This is a genomic window from Ruegeria sp. HKCCD6119, assembly GCF_013110585.1.
Lineage (GTDB): Bacteria > Pseudomonadota > Alphaproteobacteria > Rhodobacterales > Rhodobacteraceae > Ruegeria.
This window is the reverse complement of the sequence record NZ_WVQV01000013.1, coordinates 1-16,354: the sequence shown is the minus strand read 5'-3', so window position 1 is coordinate 16,354 and position 16,354 is coordinate 1. Positions and strand designations below refer to the sequence as shown.

The following is a 16,354-nucleotide window of genomic DNA, read 5'->3' as shown; positions in this document are numbered from 1 at the left end:
GGCTCGAAAGCAGCAACTCACACGAAACCAATTTGGGAGGCTCAGTCATGAAAACTTGGTTGGCCGCAAGCGCCATTGCAATCGTATCCGGTGCCGCGCTGCACGCGAGCGAGGAAAGCAAGACATGGGATGCGTCGGATGAAGCAAAGCAATTTGTGAATGACACAATCGTGCTTGGCATGTTGGCCAGCCCCTACGGCACCGGCTGGACTGAAGAGGAACAGCTGCACACTTACTTCGCGCGGGCTCGGGACCACGGAATAACAGGTCATGAGATGACGCTGGCCGCAGCGGATATGTCTTTTGAGACCTTTCTTGATCAGCACTACCACTTCCGGTCGGCGATGGCGCAACAGCCAGAGAATTACCTGATCGTGAATGAAACCCGCGATATCGAAGCCGCCCATATTCAAGGCAAGACGGCGGTCATCTGGAACAGCCAGACGGCGACGATTCTGGATGGCGACCTGAGGAAGATGGCGTTGCTTAAGGATATGGGGATCAAGAGTATGATCCTGGCCTACAACGATATCTTCCGCACCGGGTCGGGGCAGTTGGCGGCCTATAACGGGCGCGATATCGGTCTGACCCCTTGGGGCAAGTCGGTGATCGATGAAATGGTGCGTTTCGGCATCCTTCTGGACCTGAGCCACACGGGTTCCAAAACGGCCAACGACGCCATGGACTACATGGACGAAAACTATCCCGGCGTGCCTTATGTTTACACGCATTCGGTTCCTGCCGGCCTTTACGCAAACGAACCCGGTGCGACGCCACGCGGGTGTTATCGGGCCATTCCCGATGACGAGGCCCTGCGCGCGGCCAAATCGGGCGGCTATGTTTCTCCGACATTCACTGAATGGATGATGGACGGCGTTTGGCCTGAAGATATCTCACCCAAGCAAGCCGCCGACATGATCGACTACTATGTTCAACTTGTTGGGGTCGACCACGTTGGGATCGCAACGGATGACATGTTCTCGACTGAATTGGTTGTGCAGTTCGCGACTGCAAACGCCAGCATGTATGATGATGGCGGCTATATGATCGACGCGTTCAACAAAGGGGCGACCGGCAACGGTGAGTTGGCCAAAATCCTTGCGGCAATTACCGATGATCTCTGGGCAAGAGGTTATTCCGATGAAGACCTCGAAAAGATCTATGGCGGCAACAAGATGCGGGTTTACGCGCAAGTCTGGGAGGGCAAGCCCCCCGAACAATTTCTGAAAGAATACCCCGAGCGTCTGCGTCTCAGGCAGGAATTGCGAGAAGGGTTTTATTCGCGATAGACTTTCGGGACCGGCATCAATGATGATTGGCCCCGGATGCGGAACAGCGCAGAAATTTTGGGGGAAAGGATGGTGGGTGATGAGAGACTCGAACTCCCGACATCTTCGGTGTAAACGAAGCGCTCTACCAACTGAGCTAATCACCCGTGATGCTGCATTTAGCCAAGCCTGCGGGCAGGTGCAAGAGGGTCTGGAAGATTTTCTTGCGTTCCTTCGCTGGCGGCCGTCCAACGGGGCATATTGTCAGCAGTAGGCCGAACAGGCGGGCGTTCGGGGCGCCTCTCGGGCTGGAAGGTGGGCAGCACATTTTAAGACGGATCGATGGAAAACGCCTTGCTCAACCTGCGACCCATCATGTGTAAATGGCCAAAGGCGCTTGCGCGCCACCGGTGACGTCCGATATCCCCAGAGAGACTGAAGCAAACCGGTCGGGAGTGTACATGACCCTATCCTTCGCCCGCCGATTTTGGATGGTGGCATTGGTCCTTGGCATGACGGCGCTGGCCCCGATTCAGGCCGGTGCAGAAGGCATTCTGGTCTTTGCAGCGGCCAGCCTCAAGACCGCATTGGATGAAATCGTTGCAGGGTACGAAAAGCAGACCGGTCAGAGCGTTTCCGTTTCCTATGCGGCGTCGTCGGTCCTGGCCCGGCAGATTCAGCAAGGCGCGCCTGCGGATGTGTTTGTCTCGGCCAATACGGATTGGATGGATGTGTTGGAGCAGGACGGTTTGATCCGGGCAGACTCTCGGGTTGATCTGCTGGGCAACGGCCTGGTTCTGATCGGGGCTGAAGATCATGCGCAAGTGGGTGAGATCCAGCCCGGATATGACCTCAAGGCGGACTTGAAAGACGGCTATCTGGCCATGGCGCTGGTCGACGCGGTGCCTGCCGGTATCTATGGCAAAGCTGCTTTGCAAAGTCTGAACCAGTGGGAGGCTGTGCGGACACAGGTGGCGCAGGCCGACAATGTGCGCGCTGCGCTGGCTCTGGTGGCGGCAGGGGCCGCGCCGCTTGGGATCGTGTACCAATCAGATGCCAGGGTGGAAGAAAGGGTCCAAGTCGTTGCGACATTCCCTGCCGATCTGCATCCACCGATAATTTACCCTGCGGCACTGACCCTCAATGCAAAAGAAGGAGCACACGCCTTTCTTGAACACCTGAAAACGGATGCAGCCACGGCTGTATTTCTGGAGCAGGGATTTACCCTGCCGGTCAGGTGATTGCCTTGGATTGGTTGGGGCCTGCCGAAGCAGAAGCTTTGAAGCTTTCATTGCGCGTGTCCTTTTGGGCGACGCTGGCGACTTTGCCGTTTGGGATATTAGTCGCTTATGCTCTGGCACGTTGGCGGTTTCCCGGACGGCAGGTTTTGAACGGTCTGGTGCATTTGCCTTTGATCCTGCCGCCGGTTGTCACCGGATACCTGCTGTTGCTGACTTTTGGCATTCAAGGGCCGCTGGGCCGGCTTCTGGCCGAGTTCGGGATCGTAGTGGCCTTTCGCTGGACAGGCGCGGCCCTTGCCGCCGGGATCATGGCCTTCCCTTTGATGGTCCGGGCGATACGTTTGTCGATCGAAGCGGTGGACCCGAAGCTGGAACAGGCCGGGGCAACTCTGGGCGCGTCGCGTCCGATGGTGTTTTGTACAGTGACCTTGCCGATGATTTTACCGGGTGTCATAGCCGGGGCTATTCTGGCCTTCGCCAAGGCCATGGGTGAATTTGGTGCGACGATTACCTTCGTGTCCAACATCCCGGGTCAGACGCAGACGTTGCCTTCGGCTGTCTACGCCTTTTTGCAGGTCCCGGGCGGCGAGGCAGCCGCGACGCGGCTGGTTCTGATATCGATCGTCATCGCAATGAGCGCGTTGTTGCTGTCGGAGTATGTGGGGCGGCGTGCTGCAGCTCGGGTGGCCGGATCATGAGCCTGTCTGTTCGGTTGCACCACCATCTGTCGGGGATCGATCTGGATGTCAGTTTTGATGCGCCACCGGGCGTGACGGTGCTGTTCGGGCGCTCGGGATCGGGCAAGACCACCATCGTCAATGCCGTGGCAGGGTTGTTGCGGCCCCAGGCGGGCCGGGTGTCGGTAGATGGCTGGGTTCTGTTCGACACGGAACAGGGCCTGTGGCTGCCGCCGCATCGGCGCCGATTGGGGTATATTTTTCAGGAAGGGCGGTTGTTCCCCCATCTGACCGTGCGCCAGAACCTTGCCTATGGGCGTTGGTTTGCGCCGAAAAACACACGCCGCGAAGACCCCGACAGGGTCATCGACATGCTGGGCATCGGTCATCTGCTGGACCGCAGACCTGCCGGGTTGTCAGGCGGTGAGAAACAGCGCGTCGCCATTGGGCGGGCCTTGTTGGCAAGCCCGCGGTTGATCCTTGCAGATGAACCGTTGGCAGCACTGGATGATGAGCGAAAAGCGGAAATACTGCCCTATTTCGAGCGTCTCAGGGACGAGGTGTCGGTTCCGATCCTCTATGTGACCCACTCTGCCGCCGAAGTGGCCCGGTTGGCAACGTCCGTTGTTGCGTTGCAGGATGGCAAGGCCGTTCGCCACGGGCCCGCATCCGAAATGCTTGCCGACCCGTCAGTGGCCCCTGCGGGAATTCGTGCCGTCGGGGCCGTGTTGCAGGTTCAGGTTGCAAAGCACCATTCCGACGGGCTGACAGAGTTGAACGCCAATGGCGCGCGGCTGTTTCTGCCTCGTGTCGCGCATGAGGTCGGGGCAAACTTGCGGATTCGGATACCCGCTCAGGAAGTGATCCTGTCGAACAACAAACCCGAGGGGCTTTCGGCGCTGAACGTGCTTGGCGGGACCGTGGACTCGATCCGGTCAGGCGAGGGGCCGGGTGCCATCGTGTCGGTAAAGACTCCGGCGGGCAATGTGCTTGCGCGGGTTACGCGTCGATCTGTTGCGGCCCTGAACCTGAAACCGGGCAGCACATGTTATGCCGTGATCAAGACGGTTGCATTGGCCCCGCAGGATGTCGGCGGGCGCATTGTGGCCGGCAGCTAGGCTCAGGCGAGGGCGCGGGCTTCGTGTTCGCGCAGTATCAGACGAGCCGCGCGCCCGAACCCGGTGTGACCCGAGGTCGGTCTGTCGGGGAATATCGAAGCCAGTTCCCGCAATGCCTCAGAGGACAGCCCATAAAGGGCCTCTTCCCCCAGAAACAGGCTTTCGGCCTGCGCGCCCTCGGCGTTCAGGATCTCATGCCGGTCCAGCAGGACGTGGAGATATTCGACCGTTTGAACCGATGTATCGATGCAGATGCCGGGCCATCCGCACAGGTGTTTGGCGGCAACCAGGGCTTCGGATGCGCCGAAAAGCAGCTCGACTATCGGGCCTTTGACCAGGATCCTGTGCTGCTGCGACACCAGAAGGTCTCGTGAGGGTTCGTTCGGCCCCAGACTGCCCGCCGAGATACGAACGGGGCGCAAAGCAGGTTCATCGCATAATCGTTCGGGTGGAATTCTGCTGCTTTCGATCCAGCGGATAGGTTGCAGACCGTGATCGGCAGTGGCCACCATATGACCCGCGTCCAGCGTTTCGATCGCAAGCGGGCCGCTTTCAGTTTCGATCAGGGTTCCGGCCGCAAAACAGACGCCCTCGATCCGGATGACCACTTCCACCGGGTCCGGTGTGCCGGTGAATGGAAGGGTGAAAGGGCCGGCTTGTGTTGTACCCGAGACGCTGATGAAGAAAGAATCGAAGACGACTTCGCCTTTGTCGAGGCCATCGAAAAATGTCGGGTCGACGGTATAGGTCCACTCTCCCGTGTTCGGGTCGATCGAGGCGGTGCCGTTGGCGGGTTGTGTCGCAATCGTCCAGGTTTGCGTGACCGGATTGAAGTTTCCATTGTCCAGAGTGGGTTGTCCCGTCTCAACGTTGGGTGGAAAACCAGTCACATCCCCGGTCAGTTCACCTGTGATCGGAACTGAAACCAATTAACCCTCGCCTTGCTGCAACACGCGTTCAAATTCCTTCTTGCGATACAGGCGCATGTGAACCTCGCCCGCTTCATCCCGCGTCCATTCAACAATGCGATTGCGTGTCATGTCACTGTCCATCCGGTTGGTGCGCACACGCGGGTGCGGGATTTCCTGCTTGAGGATATCAACAATTTGGCTGGTCTGTCCAAACGGAGCCACAAGATCAATGATCCAGAAGGATGATCCGCTGGTGAAGTCCGTGTCGGAAAGGGGTTTTTCTTTCACCGCATAACGGAACTCGGCTTCGGGGTTGAGCCCGGCGAAGGTGACAAAACCACGAGGGAATCCGTGCTGCCGGAAGATATGGTACTGGCCCAGGCGAAACGGAGTTTCGAACGCGTACAAAACCTGTGCCAGACTGCGTTTCTGATGTGTTTTCGTCAAACCCGCCAGATAGAACATAGCGCCCAGATCCGCATATTTTTCCGGCGTGAAGTCGAACCAGTCTTTTGGAAACGTCTTGCTCAAAGAGATGCCCAACAGTGTAACGGGAACCAAAAGTCTACAGCGAGTGTACTGCTTTCCTGCAATATGGGTAGAATAAATTCTTTGATGTGGTCAGTGTTGCCGGCTCGTTGGCCTGTCCTGCTTTACTCGCAGGTCGTCCCGACTATGCTATTGGTATCGGACCCTTGTTTCGGGATACCTGGATTATGCGTTCATTCAAGACTCTGGCTGCTGCCGCGCTTTTATCGATACCTGCGATGGCCGAGGCTGTCGGTTTCGGCCTGTCCGTTCGGCCGCAATTCCGTACGGAAATCACGCCGATGCCGGACGGTGTCTACGAGGTCAAGGCCATCGGATCCTCAGCGCCCGTGAATTATTGGTGTGGAATTGGGGATTACGCGATCCGCAGTCTGGGCGTGCCAAACAACCAACGGATCTATATCTGGCGCGCCTATGAACCCGGCGTCCGGACCGTGCAATTCTCGCTGACCCCGCCGCCGGGGGCGGATACCAAGCCGGGATATTCCATCACCGTCAGGAAAGTCGGGGCCAACATGTCGGCGTCGTCGGCGCAGAACTACTGCTATGACAATTTCATCATGGACACGTTCTGAGCGTCAGACCCATTTCGCCAATGGTGGCAGGCTCATCAGAACCGCGTCCGGATCATGTCCGGTTTCCAGTCCAAACTTGGTGCCGCGGTCATAGACCAGATTGTATTCCGCATAAAGACCGCGATGCACCAGCTGGGTGTCTTTGTCGGCGTCCAAGAAACCCTGTGCGCGCCGTTTTTCAACCAATGGCACGAAAGCGGGCAGGAAAGCCCGACCGATATCCTGAGTCAGGGCGAAATCGGCCTGCCAGTCTCCGGTGCAATAATCATCCATGAAAATACCGCCCACGCCGCGTGCGCGTTTGCGGTGGGGAATATAGAAATACTCGTCCGCCCACTCTTTCAGGCGTGGATAATGTCCGGGTCCATGCGGGTCCAGATGAGCCTTTTGGGTATCATGGAAATGCGCCGTATCGTCATCATATTCGATGCAGGGGTTCAGATCCGATCCGCCGCCGAACCACCAGGCGTGCGGGGTCCAGAACATCCGAGTGTTCATATGCACCGCCGGGACATGGGGATTCTGCATATGCGCCACGAGGCTGATCCCCGAGGCCCAGAAGCGCGGGTCTTCGGTCATCCCGGGAATGCCTTTGCGTGCTGCCATTGCCTGTTGTGCACGCTCGCCCAGGGTCCCGTAAACTGTCGAGACATTGACCCCGACCTTTTCAAACACACGCCCGCCGCGCATCACGGACATCAGACCGCCCCCTGCGTCAGAGCCGTCCTCGGACTGGCGTTTGGTTTCCTTGACTTCAAAGCGGCCGGGCTTTGCGTCTGAAAACGGGCCGGTGTCGTGGTTGTCCTCCAATGCTTCGAATGCGGCAACGATGTCGTCGCGCAATTGGCGGAACCAGGCAGAGGCGGTGTTTTTTTCTGTTTCGAACATGGGTCTCAATGCGCAGGTGCGGCAACAGGGTCAAGCAATGTGCGGCCGCCGTCGATTGTCAGGATCTGGCCGGTGATGAATCCGGCTGCATCCGATGCCAGATACTGCGCGGTTTCCGTCAATTCAGTGGCCGACGCGATACGGGCAAGCGGTGTGTGCTTTTCGATATCGTCGCGGAATTCCCGGTTCTCTCTCAGCGTCGATTGCAGTGATGCACTCATGACCGAGCCGAGCGCAATCGAATTGACCCGGATGCGGTTCGGCGCCAACGCCACCGCCAGTGAACGTGTCATCTGGTCCAGCGCGGCGGTCGACACGGAATAGGCCATCAGGTCGGGATGCGTGCGGCGGGCCGCGATGGATGACAGGTTGATGATCGATCCAGCAGGGCTCTCATCGTCATCCCCGGCCTGTTTGATCATACGCTTTGCGACCAACTGGCTGAGCCGCAGCGCAGGCATCAGGTTCTGGTTCAGCAAGGTGCGCATCGAGTCGTCATCGGGATCAAGCGGATCAGACTGGATCACCTGGCGCGCGCCGTTGATCAGAATATCCACCTGATCAAACGCATCCAGTGTTGCCGACAGCAAATTGGCAATGGTCAGCTTTTCACGCAGGTCGCCTGCGAAATACCGAATATTGCCGTCTTCTGCCTGTTCCCCCAGCTCATCGACCAGACGTTTTTCATCTATATCGGCGAACATGACATTTGCGCCCGCATCCGCGAAATGCCGACCTATGGCCAGCCCGATGCCATTGGCCCCGCCTGTAACGATTGCGGTCTTGCCTGCGATGGAAAAGGACATCCGAATCCTCCTGAATTAGGGGCAGGTTAGCTGGCCTTATCGCCGAGGGCGAGAGGCCTCAAACACCTTGAACCGGTTGTCGCCGGCGGCTTCATCGACCCGAGCGAAGTGTTCGTTCAGAGTGGTTTCGTAGGGAAGGTGGCGATTGGCGACCATCCATAGGGTTCCGTTGCGCGTCAGATTGCGTGCCGCTGCTGCGATGAAACCCTGCCCCAGCGTGGGGTCGGCACTGCGTGAGGTGTGAAACGGGGGGTTCATTACAACCGTGTCCAATGGCTCTGGCGCCGTCCAAGTAACGGCGTCAGCCCAATAAAACCGGGCCCTGGGGTCAGAGGCGTTGATGCGCGCGCAGGCAAGGGCCGTGTGGTCTGCTTCGACAAGATGCACGGATTTTAGGTTGTCGCGCTTCAAAAGCTCTGCGGTCAGATACCCCCACCCGGCACCCAGATCGGCCACGCGCGGCCCCAGCTTGGCAGGCAAGGCGTTCAGCAACATGGCCGAGGCGGGATCGATCCCGTCCGCTGAAAACACACCCGGTGCCGTGTGGTACCCATCGACGATCTGCGTCTTTGGCGCAGCCCAATCTGCAAAGCTGTGCGGGTCAGCCTGAAACCAGAAGATTTTTCCGTGTGCCTTGGACAGAGGCCCTTCGACCGAGACCCTTTTGCGAACATCTTTCAGAATGCTGTCCACGCCATCGGTCTTTGCGCCATCGATCACGACAACGCCGCGGGCTCGTGAGCTGGCCAGATGGATCATCGCCCGTGCAAGCGCCTTGGCCCGCGGCAAAAACACAATTGCATCCTCGCAAGGGTTTTCTGCCTCGGGCACCGTGTCAAAGCCCTGCGCGGCAAAATGGTCAAAAAAAGGTTTGAACGGCTGCACCACCTGCGCCGCATGGGGAAGCGCCGACAGATCATGGGTTGGAACAGGGCAGATCACGCTGAGGGGCGACGACAGCGACAGGCCGTTCTGCAATGCAAGTTCCAGGCGAGGGGACATGGGCAATTCCGGCAAATATGTGTGAGGGTCAGGCGAAAAGCCTTATTCTTCGCGTTCCATGGTGCATTGCAGCGGGTGCTGGTGCCGGCGGGCGAAATCCATAACCTGGCCAACTTTGGTCTCGGCAATTTCATGGCTGAAGACCCCGACGACGGCCACACCTTTTTTATGCACGGTCAGCATGATCTCGAATGCTTCTGCATGGGTCATGCCGAAGAAACGTTCCAGAACATGAACCACGAATTCCATCGGCGTGTAATCGTCGTTCAGCAACAGCACCTTGTACAAAGGCGGACGCTTGGTTTTTGGGCGCGTCTGTACCAGAACGGACGCGTCGCTGTCGTCGTCCGGTTCGTCAGACATCATCCAGGTCTTTTCCAGCATCGTAGGCAACTGTCCGATTCAGTTTTGGGGTTTATCTTCGCGCTTATATAACGTGGGGATGGCCGGTGAAAAGAGCAAGCGGACGTAAACGAGATGACTGACAAGCTGACGACAATCGGTTTCGATGCGGATGATACCCTGTGGCACAATGAGCGTTTTTTTCAGCTGACGCAGGCGCATTTTGCCGAGCTGCTGGCCGATCATGCCGACCAGGATCATCTGATGGAGCGGCTTCTGGCGGCCGAAAAGCGCAACATTCGACACTATGGCTATGGCATCAAGGGCTTTGTTCTGTCGATGATCGAAACCGCTCTCGAGGTCACGGATGACCGTGTGCCGGCCTCGGTCATTCGCCAATTGATCGAAGCCGGGCAAGAGATGCTGGCCTATCCGATCGAGCTGTTGCCCCATGCCCGCGACGCGGTGGAAGGCATGACAGGCTTGTGCCGGGTTGTCTTGATTACCAAAGGGGACCTGATCGACCAGGAACGCAAACTGGCCCAGTCGGGTCTGGGCGATCTGTTTGACGCAGTGGAAATCGTGTCTGAAAAGACCCCTGAAACTTACCGGTCGATATTTGAGCGGCATGGTGATGGCCCGGCGCGCGCGATGATGGTTGGCAATTCCATGCGATCTGATGTTGTGGCTCCGATCCAGGCAGGAAGCTGGGGGGTTCATGTCCCGCACGGTCTTGTCTGGGAGGTGGAGCATGCCGAAGCCCCGGTCGACAGTCCCCGATTCCGGGAGTTGAGGGATTTGGGCGGTCTGGCCGATCTGGTGCATAGCCTGAAGTGATGTTGCCTATTGGCCGCAGTTCCACGAAAACCCTGCCGGGTGTTGACCAAGTTCTGCCTCAATCGCGCATCTGGTGGGCTTTGGGCAGTATTTGTCTAGATATAGCCCAGTTCAGGCAACCTAACGAAACCGCGAAATGCTCAGCTTTCGGTTTATTTCACCAAGTCTCTGTGATAGAGTTTACGATAATAAAATAATTTTTGCTGACTGGGAAAACCCAGCGGCGCGAGGCAGACAGAGGCAAAAATCGTGCAGATTCGGCGGACAGTTCCGGCCCGAATGGGCTTTTTTCTCATAGTGGTGTTGTGCGTGCTGGCGTTTGCGCCGCTCAGGTCCATGGCGGCACCTTACGCAGCGATGGTGATTGATGCCCGAACCGGAGAGGTTCTGCATTCGCGCAATGCTGACACAAGGCTTCACCCGGCATCGCTGACCAAGATGATGACGCTTTATATCGCGTTCGAAGCGGTACGGAACGGTGAGATCACGCTGGATACCCCGGTTCGGATCACCAAAAAGGCGGCAGCCGAGCCACCGTCGAAGCTGGGCCTGCGCGCTGGTCAGACAATTGCTTTTCGCTATCTGATCCGCGCGGCTGCTGTGAAATCGGCCAATGATGCTGCCACGGCCATCGGTATTGCCATCAGCGGGTCCGAGGCAGCTTTTGCGCGTCGTATGACGCGAACCGCCAAGGCGATGGGGATGAGCCGCACGACCTTCAAGAACGCCCATGGTTTGACCGAGGCGGGGCATCTTTCGACCGCACGTGACATGACTACGCTGGGTCGGCATCTGCTGTATGACTATCCGCAATACTATAACCTTTTCTCGCGTCAATCGACGCATGCAGGGATCAAAACCGTTCCCAACACCAACCGTCGCCTGCTGGCGGCCTACAAAGGCGCCGACGGCATCAAAACCGGTTACACCCGTGCGGCGGGGTTCAATCTTGTGGCATCGGCAAAACGCAAGGATGAACGCATCATCGCCACCGTTTTCGGCGGAAAGTCCGGCGCCTCTCGGAATGCCAAGGTTGCCGAGCTTCTGGATTTGGGTTTCCGCCGCGCCCCGTCCCGTGCGCCCATTCGCAAACCTGCCCGACCGGCCTATGCTGGAAATACCGGATTGGGTGTCGGGACGCAGGTCGCCAACGTGAGCGGCGCGCCAAAATCCAGTTTGCGCCCGGTTCGGCGCCCCTCCGCGTCGACGCAAGTCGCAAGCGCGGTTGCTGTGACAGCTGATGAGAATCGTGGCCGCATTAACAGCGCGATCGCGGCGGCCATTGCCGAAGCGGATATCGCACCAACGGCACCGCCGGTGGAAACATCCGATACCCGTCCGGCATTGCGCCCCGACAATCTGGTTCTGGCTTCGACGGATTCCACCAAGCAGCCAGAGCCTGAGCAGGAGGTTGTCACTCGGCTGTCTTCGTCAGGTGGGCACCTGTGGGGGGTCAATGTGGGGCGCTATACCACGCGGTATGAGGCCGAGAAGGTTTTGCTGAAAACCGCATTGTCGGAAATGACCACACTGGAAGGCACGCTGCGCAAAGTGAACCAAAGCGCGCGTGGGTTCGACGCAACCTTTCAGGGCATGACCCGCGAACAGGCGGATCTGGCCTGTCGCCGTTTGCAGGCCCGCAACGTCACCTGTTTCATGATCGGGCCATCATAAGGTTCGGCATATTCTCTCCTGAATGGGTCTGGGCTGCGGTATTCCGCAGCCCTTTTTTCAATCGAAAACGTGACCGTGCTGGTATTGTTCGTCCTGTCCGGCGGCGGCTGTCAGGGCGGCGACATTGTCCTTGGTGAAGAACCCATCATATTTGTGGCACCGCTCGATATACTCGGTAATCAGCAGGGTATGCTTGGAGTGTTTCGAGAAGATCTGTTTCAGGTTCGGGTCGTCTTTGCACTCGCCCACCACATGGGCCAGGAACGGCACACCCTTGTCCTTCAAAGTGTTCACAACGAAATCGACGTTCTTTTCCCCGGCGCCGTGATCGCCATCCTGAATCTCGACGGCCATGTGGTGCAGACGACGGCCAAAATTGCGCACGAAATCCTCGGTCGGCATCGGCAGTTTGGCGAAGGAGTTGACGAAGGATGGCGTGTTGTTTGCGGTGAATACCTTGGCCGGAGATTTTTTGTCATCGTCCACATTGCCGTTGCGGTTCACGTTGGTCGATGAGTTCATGTCGAATATGTTGTAAGCGCCCCAGAAATAATAGGGCACCATGGTCAGAAACTCGAGGATCGCATCCTCGCGCTCGCCCGCCAGGACCCGCGTCGCAAGATGGTCGATTCCCAGCATCAGCGGGGCGATTTTGCTTTCGGTTCCAAAGGCGGCGGCCTGTTCCAGACGGGCCTGTTCCGTGTCGCTCAGCAACACGCGATCCCCAAGGCCCAGACTGTCGGTGTCGTTAAAGTCGTGGGTCGAATACCCGACGCGGTTGCAGGTGAAATCGGACGGGGTGGTGAATCGGAACCCGTCCGATGTGTAGAACGGGTTCTCGGTATCTCCAGGATATTCGAAACGTATGTTCTGATCCTCAAGTGCATGGGTCAGCGCGTCCAGATCACAGGCAGCAAATACCTCGCCGACATAGCGCGTCTGCGGTGTGTTGCGCGCCAGTGGATACATGCGATTGATGCGGGGGATAAAGTCTTCGAATCCGGGGCTGAGCGGCGCCATCAGGATCAGCGCAGGATAGTCGGGATGTGAATGCAGAACCGAGACTCTGTGGGTTCGTCCCAGATAGCTGGCGGTGTGCCGATAGGGTGTCATCACGTAAAGTTCGACCATTGTGTCGAACACCGCGTCAGGTTCGACCTGAATGATGATGGCCCGCATTGCGCCGACCTGATCCGCAATGCCCGAGCTTGTCCGGCGTTCGTAAATCTTTGGAAGGTATTCGTTGAAGAAGTCCGAGTTCTTCTTGTCGCCCCGGGGCTGATAAGACATCAGATCAAATGACATTCCAAGACCTCCTTGCACTTGCCCGGCATGGGTCAAGGCATTGTTTGAAATTGCAGTATTCAGAATATGCGTTTGCCCACCATGCTAGGCGCTGAGGCCTGTACGGGCAACAGTCGTGAATTTGGGTTGCCGACGTTAACCCATGATGTTCAGCGGGTGAATGTCGTCACCTCGACACCGCCCCCGATCAGGCTTTCACGAACAGAACGGGCGATCTGCACCGCAGTTGGTCCGTCACCATGCAGGCAGATTGTGTCGATCGATGTTTCCAGCCGCTTGCCGCTTTCGGTGATGATCGCGCCTTCGCGGACCATGTTCAGGATGCGAGGTCCTGCGACATCCGCGTCGTGGATCACCGCGCCGGGCAGGCTGCGGTCAACCAATGTTCCGTCGTCATTGTAGGCGCGGTCGGCAAAAATCTCGCCCACCCATTTGCAGCCCAGCTCGCGCACGGCGTCTTCTTGTTTCGTCACGGCAAGAACCATCACGATGATGTCGGGATCGACGTCCAGCGCGCCCTGATAGCAGGCCCGCGCCATATCGACATCGAGCGAACACATATTGGCCAGTGCGCCGTGCAGCTTTAGATGGCGAACTCTGGTGCCAACCGCATTGGCCATGCCCATGGCTGCGCCCAACTGATACCGCACCAGATTGCGGAGGGTGTCCTGAGACAGCTTCATGTTCCGGCGGCCAAAGCCTTGCAGGTCGGGAAACCCGGGATGCGCCCCGATGCCGACACCATTCTCGGCTGCCAGCTTCATTGTCGATGCCATTACATCCGGATCACCCGCATGAAAGCCACAGGCAATATTGGCCGAGGTGATGATCTTCAGAAGGCTTTCGTCGTCGCCCATTTTCCATGGGCCAAAGCTTTCCCCCATATCGGCATTCAGATCGACGCTTGGCATCGGCACATCTCCTTAGTCGGTGGCAGAAATCACTCCGCTGATCAATTGGTAGGACAGCAAGTCCGGGATGTCATGCGGGTTACGCACCAACGCTTCGACTTTCGAGGGCAGGCGGGCAAGATCCGCCATGAATGCCGCGTGCAATTCGGTGGCTTGCTCGATGCTGACAAATTCGAACGTGATCGCTCCGCCCGCGGGTGTCTGCGCTGCGCGGGGCATGTCGCAGGGCAGAACGGTCGCGATGCGGGGATACCCTCCTGTGGTCTGGCATTCGGGCAGCAGGATGAACGGGTCTCCGGTTCCGGTCATCTGGATGTCGCCCGGGGTAATAACCTCGGACAAGATGTTCAGTTGGCCAGTGGCCGCAAACCCGTCGCCGTCACTGTTGACTTGCATCCCCATCCGGTTGGCGCGTGCGCCACGATGGAATGAGGTGCGCGCAAACCGATCAAGCGTTGCGTCATCAAACAAGGACGTCTGGAAGCTGGCGACGACACGCAGAACGCCACCCGAGAAGCGTTCGGAAGGGGGCAGTTTCAAACCAGCGTCGCCTGCCTCCGCGCCACAGGTCAGCCGGTCGCCCGGCTTCACCGCTCGCCCGATCCGTGCCGTCAGGTGCGCGGATCGAGATCCAAGAAAAACCTCTGAATCGATACCGCCCCCCAAATGAAGATAGCCGTAATTGCCTTGCAGAAGCGCACCGATGACCAGCCGTTGTCCGGGCTTCAGGTGATGCGAGGCATTCCAGGCCACGGGGCTGCTATCAATGCTGGCCTGCATCTGCGCACCGGTCAATGCGATGCGCATGTTCTGTGCCGCCTCGAACGTGCCGCCCATTCCGGCCATTTCCAGCGCAGCAAGTTCCGGGCTTTGGCCGAGCAATGCGGCGCCTTCATGAAGGGCCAGTGTATCGACGGCCCCGGACCGGGACAGGCCCTGGTCCAGATAACCTGAGCGCCCCTGATCCTGGATGGTGCAAGCCGGGCCGATCTGGTGGACGATCAGGCTCATGGCGCAATCTCCTCGCAGGTTGCTCCGCCCGTGCCATCTTCGTTTTTGGCTCTGATTTGTTCCAGGTCTTCGCGGGAAATGGGTTCGAATATCAGTTCATCCCCAGGCTTGAGGGCGAATGCCTCGGTCGTCTCGGGCCGGAAACACCGAAAAGCCGTCTGCCCGACATGCCGCCACCCGGTTGGCGTCGGCCCGGAAAACAGGACAAACTGAGATATTGCAAGAACCAGAGCGCCTTCGGGCACCATGGGGGTCAGGTTTTGCAGCCGCGGAATATTGAACTCGGGGGGTAATGGCCCAAGGTAGGGTTGCCCGGGGGCGAACCCTATCGTCAAAACCCGCACGCGGGACTGGCCAAGCCGCCGTATTGCTTCTTCCGGCGCGAGACCGGCAGCAGCAGCGGCATCGTCCAGCTGGGGCGCAAGGTCGGTGCCATAGACCGTCGGAATTCGCCACAGCCTGCGGCCTGTTGGAAGTGGTGTGCTGTACCAGTCCTTCTGATCGACGAGGTCCTGAAGCTTGTGCAGCATCTGTTGGTGGGTGGTGATTTGCGTATCGAACCGGACATATGCCGAGGCCAGCGAGGCAGAAGATTCCGTGACCTCTGCCCATTGAAGCCGATCCAGTTCAGATCGAAAGGCCAGCGCCGCTCGGTTCGCTGTCTCAGACATCGTGTCCGCAAATGTGACAAGCGCTCCGTCAAATCCGACGGTTCTGACCAGTGGGAACGTAAGGTGACGCGTCATGCCTGTCTCGCTGAAGAAGTCGAAAACGAATGTCCCAGACCAGAACTCATCTCGGTGGGATGTTCAAGATTGGTGTTCAGAATGTTGGCACGCTCAAGGTGTGGTCGGAATCATGTAGGCCCCCTCGGCATGATGCAGTTCGAAATCTGGCCTTTAAGGTTTTCAATGCAGATTCTGGCAGAGTCCCGAGTCGATTCACGGACTTGAGTCGCGCAGCCTTGTGTTCAGTGTCGGTCGATTCCCTATATATAGTAGTGCCATCTTGTGTCTTCCGGGTTGTGTCGTGGCCATCCGATGGAGAGAGTCCCGACCGACACAGGAAAGGTGAGCTTTCGACGCTTGTAATATGCTGTTTTTAAATGGTTATCTAAGAATTTTCAAAAAAATGCTCTGCGGCGTCATTTTCCGCTTGCGGGATTTGTTTGTTATACTTAGAACCCCCTTCACCGGCGCTGCTGAGGCGCTGGGACGCGGCGGAAGCGGCGGTTACGCT

At 58.1% G+C, this 16,354-nt stretch carries 17 protein-coding genes and 1 tRNA gene; 7 read left to right on the top strand and 11 right to left on the bottom strand.

Going from position 1 to position 16,354, the window contains the following annotated elements; all coding sequences use genetic code 11:
• Window positions 1-47 precede the first annotated feature (47 nt).
• Window positions 48-1,289 carry a dipeptidase gene (locus tag GS611_RS18790; RefSeq protein ID WP_171637998.1) on the top strand — a complete coding sequence of 414 codons (1,242 nt, stop codon included), beginning with the start codon at window positions 48-50 and terminating at the stop codon, window positions 1,287-1,289.
• 70 nt (window positions 1,290-1,359) lie between these two features.
• On the opposite strand, the gene GS611_RS18785 is transcribed toward GS611_RS18790, so the two are convergent.
• Window positions 1,360-1,435, bottom strand: a tRNA-Val gene (locus tag GS611_RS18785).
• A gap of 294 nt (window positions 1,436-1,729) precedes the next feature.
• Between GS611_RS18785 and modA the strand changes: the two genes are divergently transcribed.
• From modA to modC, 3 genes are read left to right on the top strand one after another with little or no spacing between them, the layout of a single operon-like run.
• The gene (modA, locus tag GS611_RS18780) at window positions 1,730-2,509 is read left to right on the top strand and encodes a molybdate ABC transporter substrate-binding protein (protein WP_371732297.1); all 780 of its coding nucleotides are present in this window, start codon (window positions 1,730-1,732) and stop codon (window positions 2,507-2,509) included.
• A 5-nt stretch (window positions 2,510-2,514) separates the two neighbouring features.
• Complete coding sequence (modB, locus tag GS611_RS18775) at window positions 2,515-3,207, top strand: molybdate ABC transporter permease subunit (protein ID WP_171229202.1); 693 nt, start codon at window positions 2,515-2,517, stop codon at window positions 3,205-3,207.
• Complete coding sequence (gene modC / locus GS611_RS18770) at window positions 3,204-4,304, top strand: molybdenum ABC transporter ATP-binding protein (protein WP_171637996.1); 1,101 nt, start codon at window positions 3,204-3,206, stop codon at window positions 4,302-4,304. Before modB ends, modC begins: the two co-directional genes overlap by 4 nt.
• Before the next feature lie 2 nt (window positions 4,305-4,306).
• On the opposite strand, the gene GS611_RS18765 is transcribed toward modC, so the two are convergent.
• Window positions 4,307-5,233, bottom strand: a complete 927-nt coding sequence (locus GS611_RS18765) for a Hint domain-containing protein (protein WP_171637994.1) — start codon at window positions 5,231-5,233, stop codon at window positions 4,307-4,309.
• Window positions 5,234-5,746, bottom strand: a complete 513-nt coding sequence (locus GS611_RS18760; RefSeq protein WP_171637991.1) for a toxin-activating lysine-acyltransferase — start codon at window positions 5,744-5,746, stop codon at window positions 5,234-5,236.
• Between the two features lie 185 nt (window positions 5,747-5,931).
• Here GS611_RS18760 and GS611_RS18755 point away from each other — a divergent pair, with 185 nt between their 5' ends.
• Window positions 5,932-6,339 (top strand): hypothetical protein, encoded by a 408-nt coding sequence (locus GS611_RS18755; RefSeq protein WP_171637989.1) that lies wholly within the window; start codon window positions 5,932-5,934, stop codon window positions 6,337-6,339.
• 3 nt (window positions 6,340-6,342) lie between these two features.
• On the opposite strand, the gene hemF is transcribed toward GS611_RS18755, so the two are convergent.
• From hemF to clpS, 4 genes are read right to left on the bottom strand one after another with little or no spacing between them, the layout of a single operon-like run.
• A complete protein-coding gene (hemF, locus tag GS611_RS18750) occupies window positions 6,343-7,227 on the bottom strand; it encodes an oxygen-dependent coproporphyrinogen oxidase (protein ID WP_171637987.1) in 885 nt (294 codons plus the stop codon).
• Between the two features lie 5 nt (window positions 7,228-7,232).
• Window positions 7,233-8,033 carry an SDR family NAD(P)-dependent oxidoreductase gene (locus tag GS611_RS18745; RefSeq protein ID WP_171637986.1) on the bottom strand — a complete coding sequence of 267 codons (801 nt, stop codon included), beginning with the start codon at window positions 8,031-8,033 and terminating at the stop codon, window positions 7,233-7,235.
• A 36-nt stretch (window positions 8,034-8,069) separates the two neighbouring features.
• The gene (locus GS611_RS18740) at window positions 8,070-9,035 is read right to left on the bottom strand and encodes a class I SAM-dependent methyltransferase (RefSeq protein WP_171637984.1); all 966 of its coding nucleotides are present in this window, start codon (window positions 9,033-9,035) and stop codon (window positions 8,070-8,072) included.
• A gap of 42 nt (window positions 9,036-9,077) precedes the next feature.
• Window positions 9,078-9,419: an ATP-dependent Clp protease adapter ClpS gene (clpS, locus tag GS611_RS18735; RefSeq protein WP_152456986.1), complete on the bottom strand. Its 342-nt coding sequence runs from the start codon at window positions 9,417-9,419 to the stop codon at window positions 9,078-9,080.
• Between the two features lie 93 nt (window positions 9,420-9,512).
• Between clpS and GS611_RS18730 the strand changes: the two genes are divergently transcribed.
• A complete protein-coding gene (locus GS611_RS18730) occupies window positions 9,513-10,214 on the top strand; it encodes an HAD family hydrolase (protein WP_171637982.1) in 702 nt (233 codons plus the stop codon).
• A gap of 279 nt (window positions 10,215-10,493) precedes the next feature.
• Window positions 10,494-11,888 (top strand): D-alanyl-D-alanine carboxypeptidase family protein, encoded by a 1,395-nt coding sequence (locus tag GS611_RS18725; RefSeq protein WP_171637980.1) that lies wholly within the window; start codon window positions 10,494-10,496, stop codon window positions 11,886-11,888.
• A gap of 57 nt (window positions 11,889-11,945) precedes the next feature.
• Here the strand turns inward: GS611_RS18725 and GS611_RS18720 are convergent, their stop codons facing one another.
• From GS611_RS18720 to GS611_RS18705, 4 genes are all read right to left on the bottom strand, one after another.
• A complete protein-coding gene (locus tag GS611_RS18720; protein WP_171637978.1) occupies window positions 11,946-13,193 on the bottom strand; it encodes a hypothetical protein in 1,248 nt (415 codons plus the stop codon).
• Window positions 13,194-13,342: 149 nt separating this feature from the next.
• Window positions 13,343-14,104: a LamB/YcsF family protein gene (locus tag GS611_RS18715; protein WP_171637976.1), complete on the bottom strand. Its 762-nt coding sequence runs from the start codon at window positions 14,102-14,104 to the stop codon at window positions 13,343-13,345.
• A 12-nt stretch (window positions 14,105-14,116) separates the two neighbouring features.
• Window positions 14,117-15,115 carry a biotin-dependent carboxyltransferase family protein gene (locus tag GS611_RS18710; protein WP_171637975.1) on the bottom strand — a complete coding sequence of 333 codons (999 nt, stop codon included), beginning with the start codon at window positions 15,113-15,115 and terminating at the stop codon, window positions 14,117-14,119.
• Window positions 15,112-15,861 (bottom strand): allophanate hydrolase subunit 1, encoded by a 750-nt coding sequence (locus GS611_RS18705; RefSeq protein WP_171637973.1) that lies wholly within the window; start codon window positions 15,859-15,861, stop codon window positions 15,112-15,114. Before GS611_RS18705 ends, GS611_RS18710 begins: the two co-directional genes overlap by 4 nt.
• Window positions 15,862-16,354: the final 493 nt, after the last annotated feature.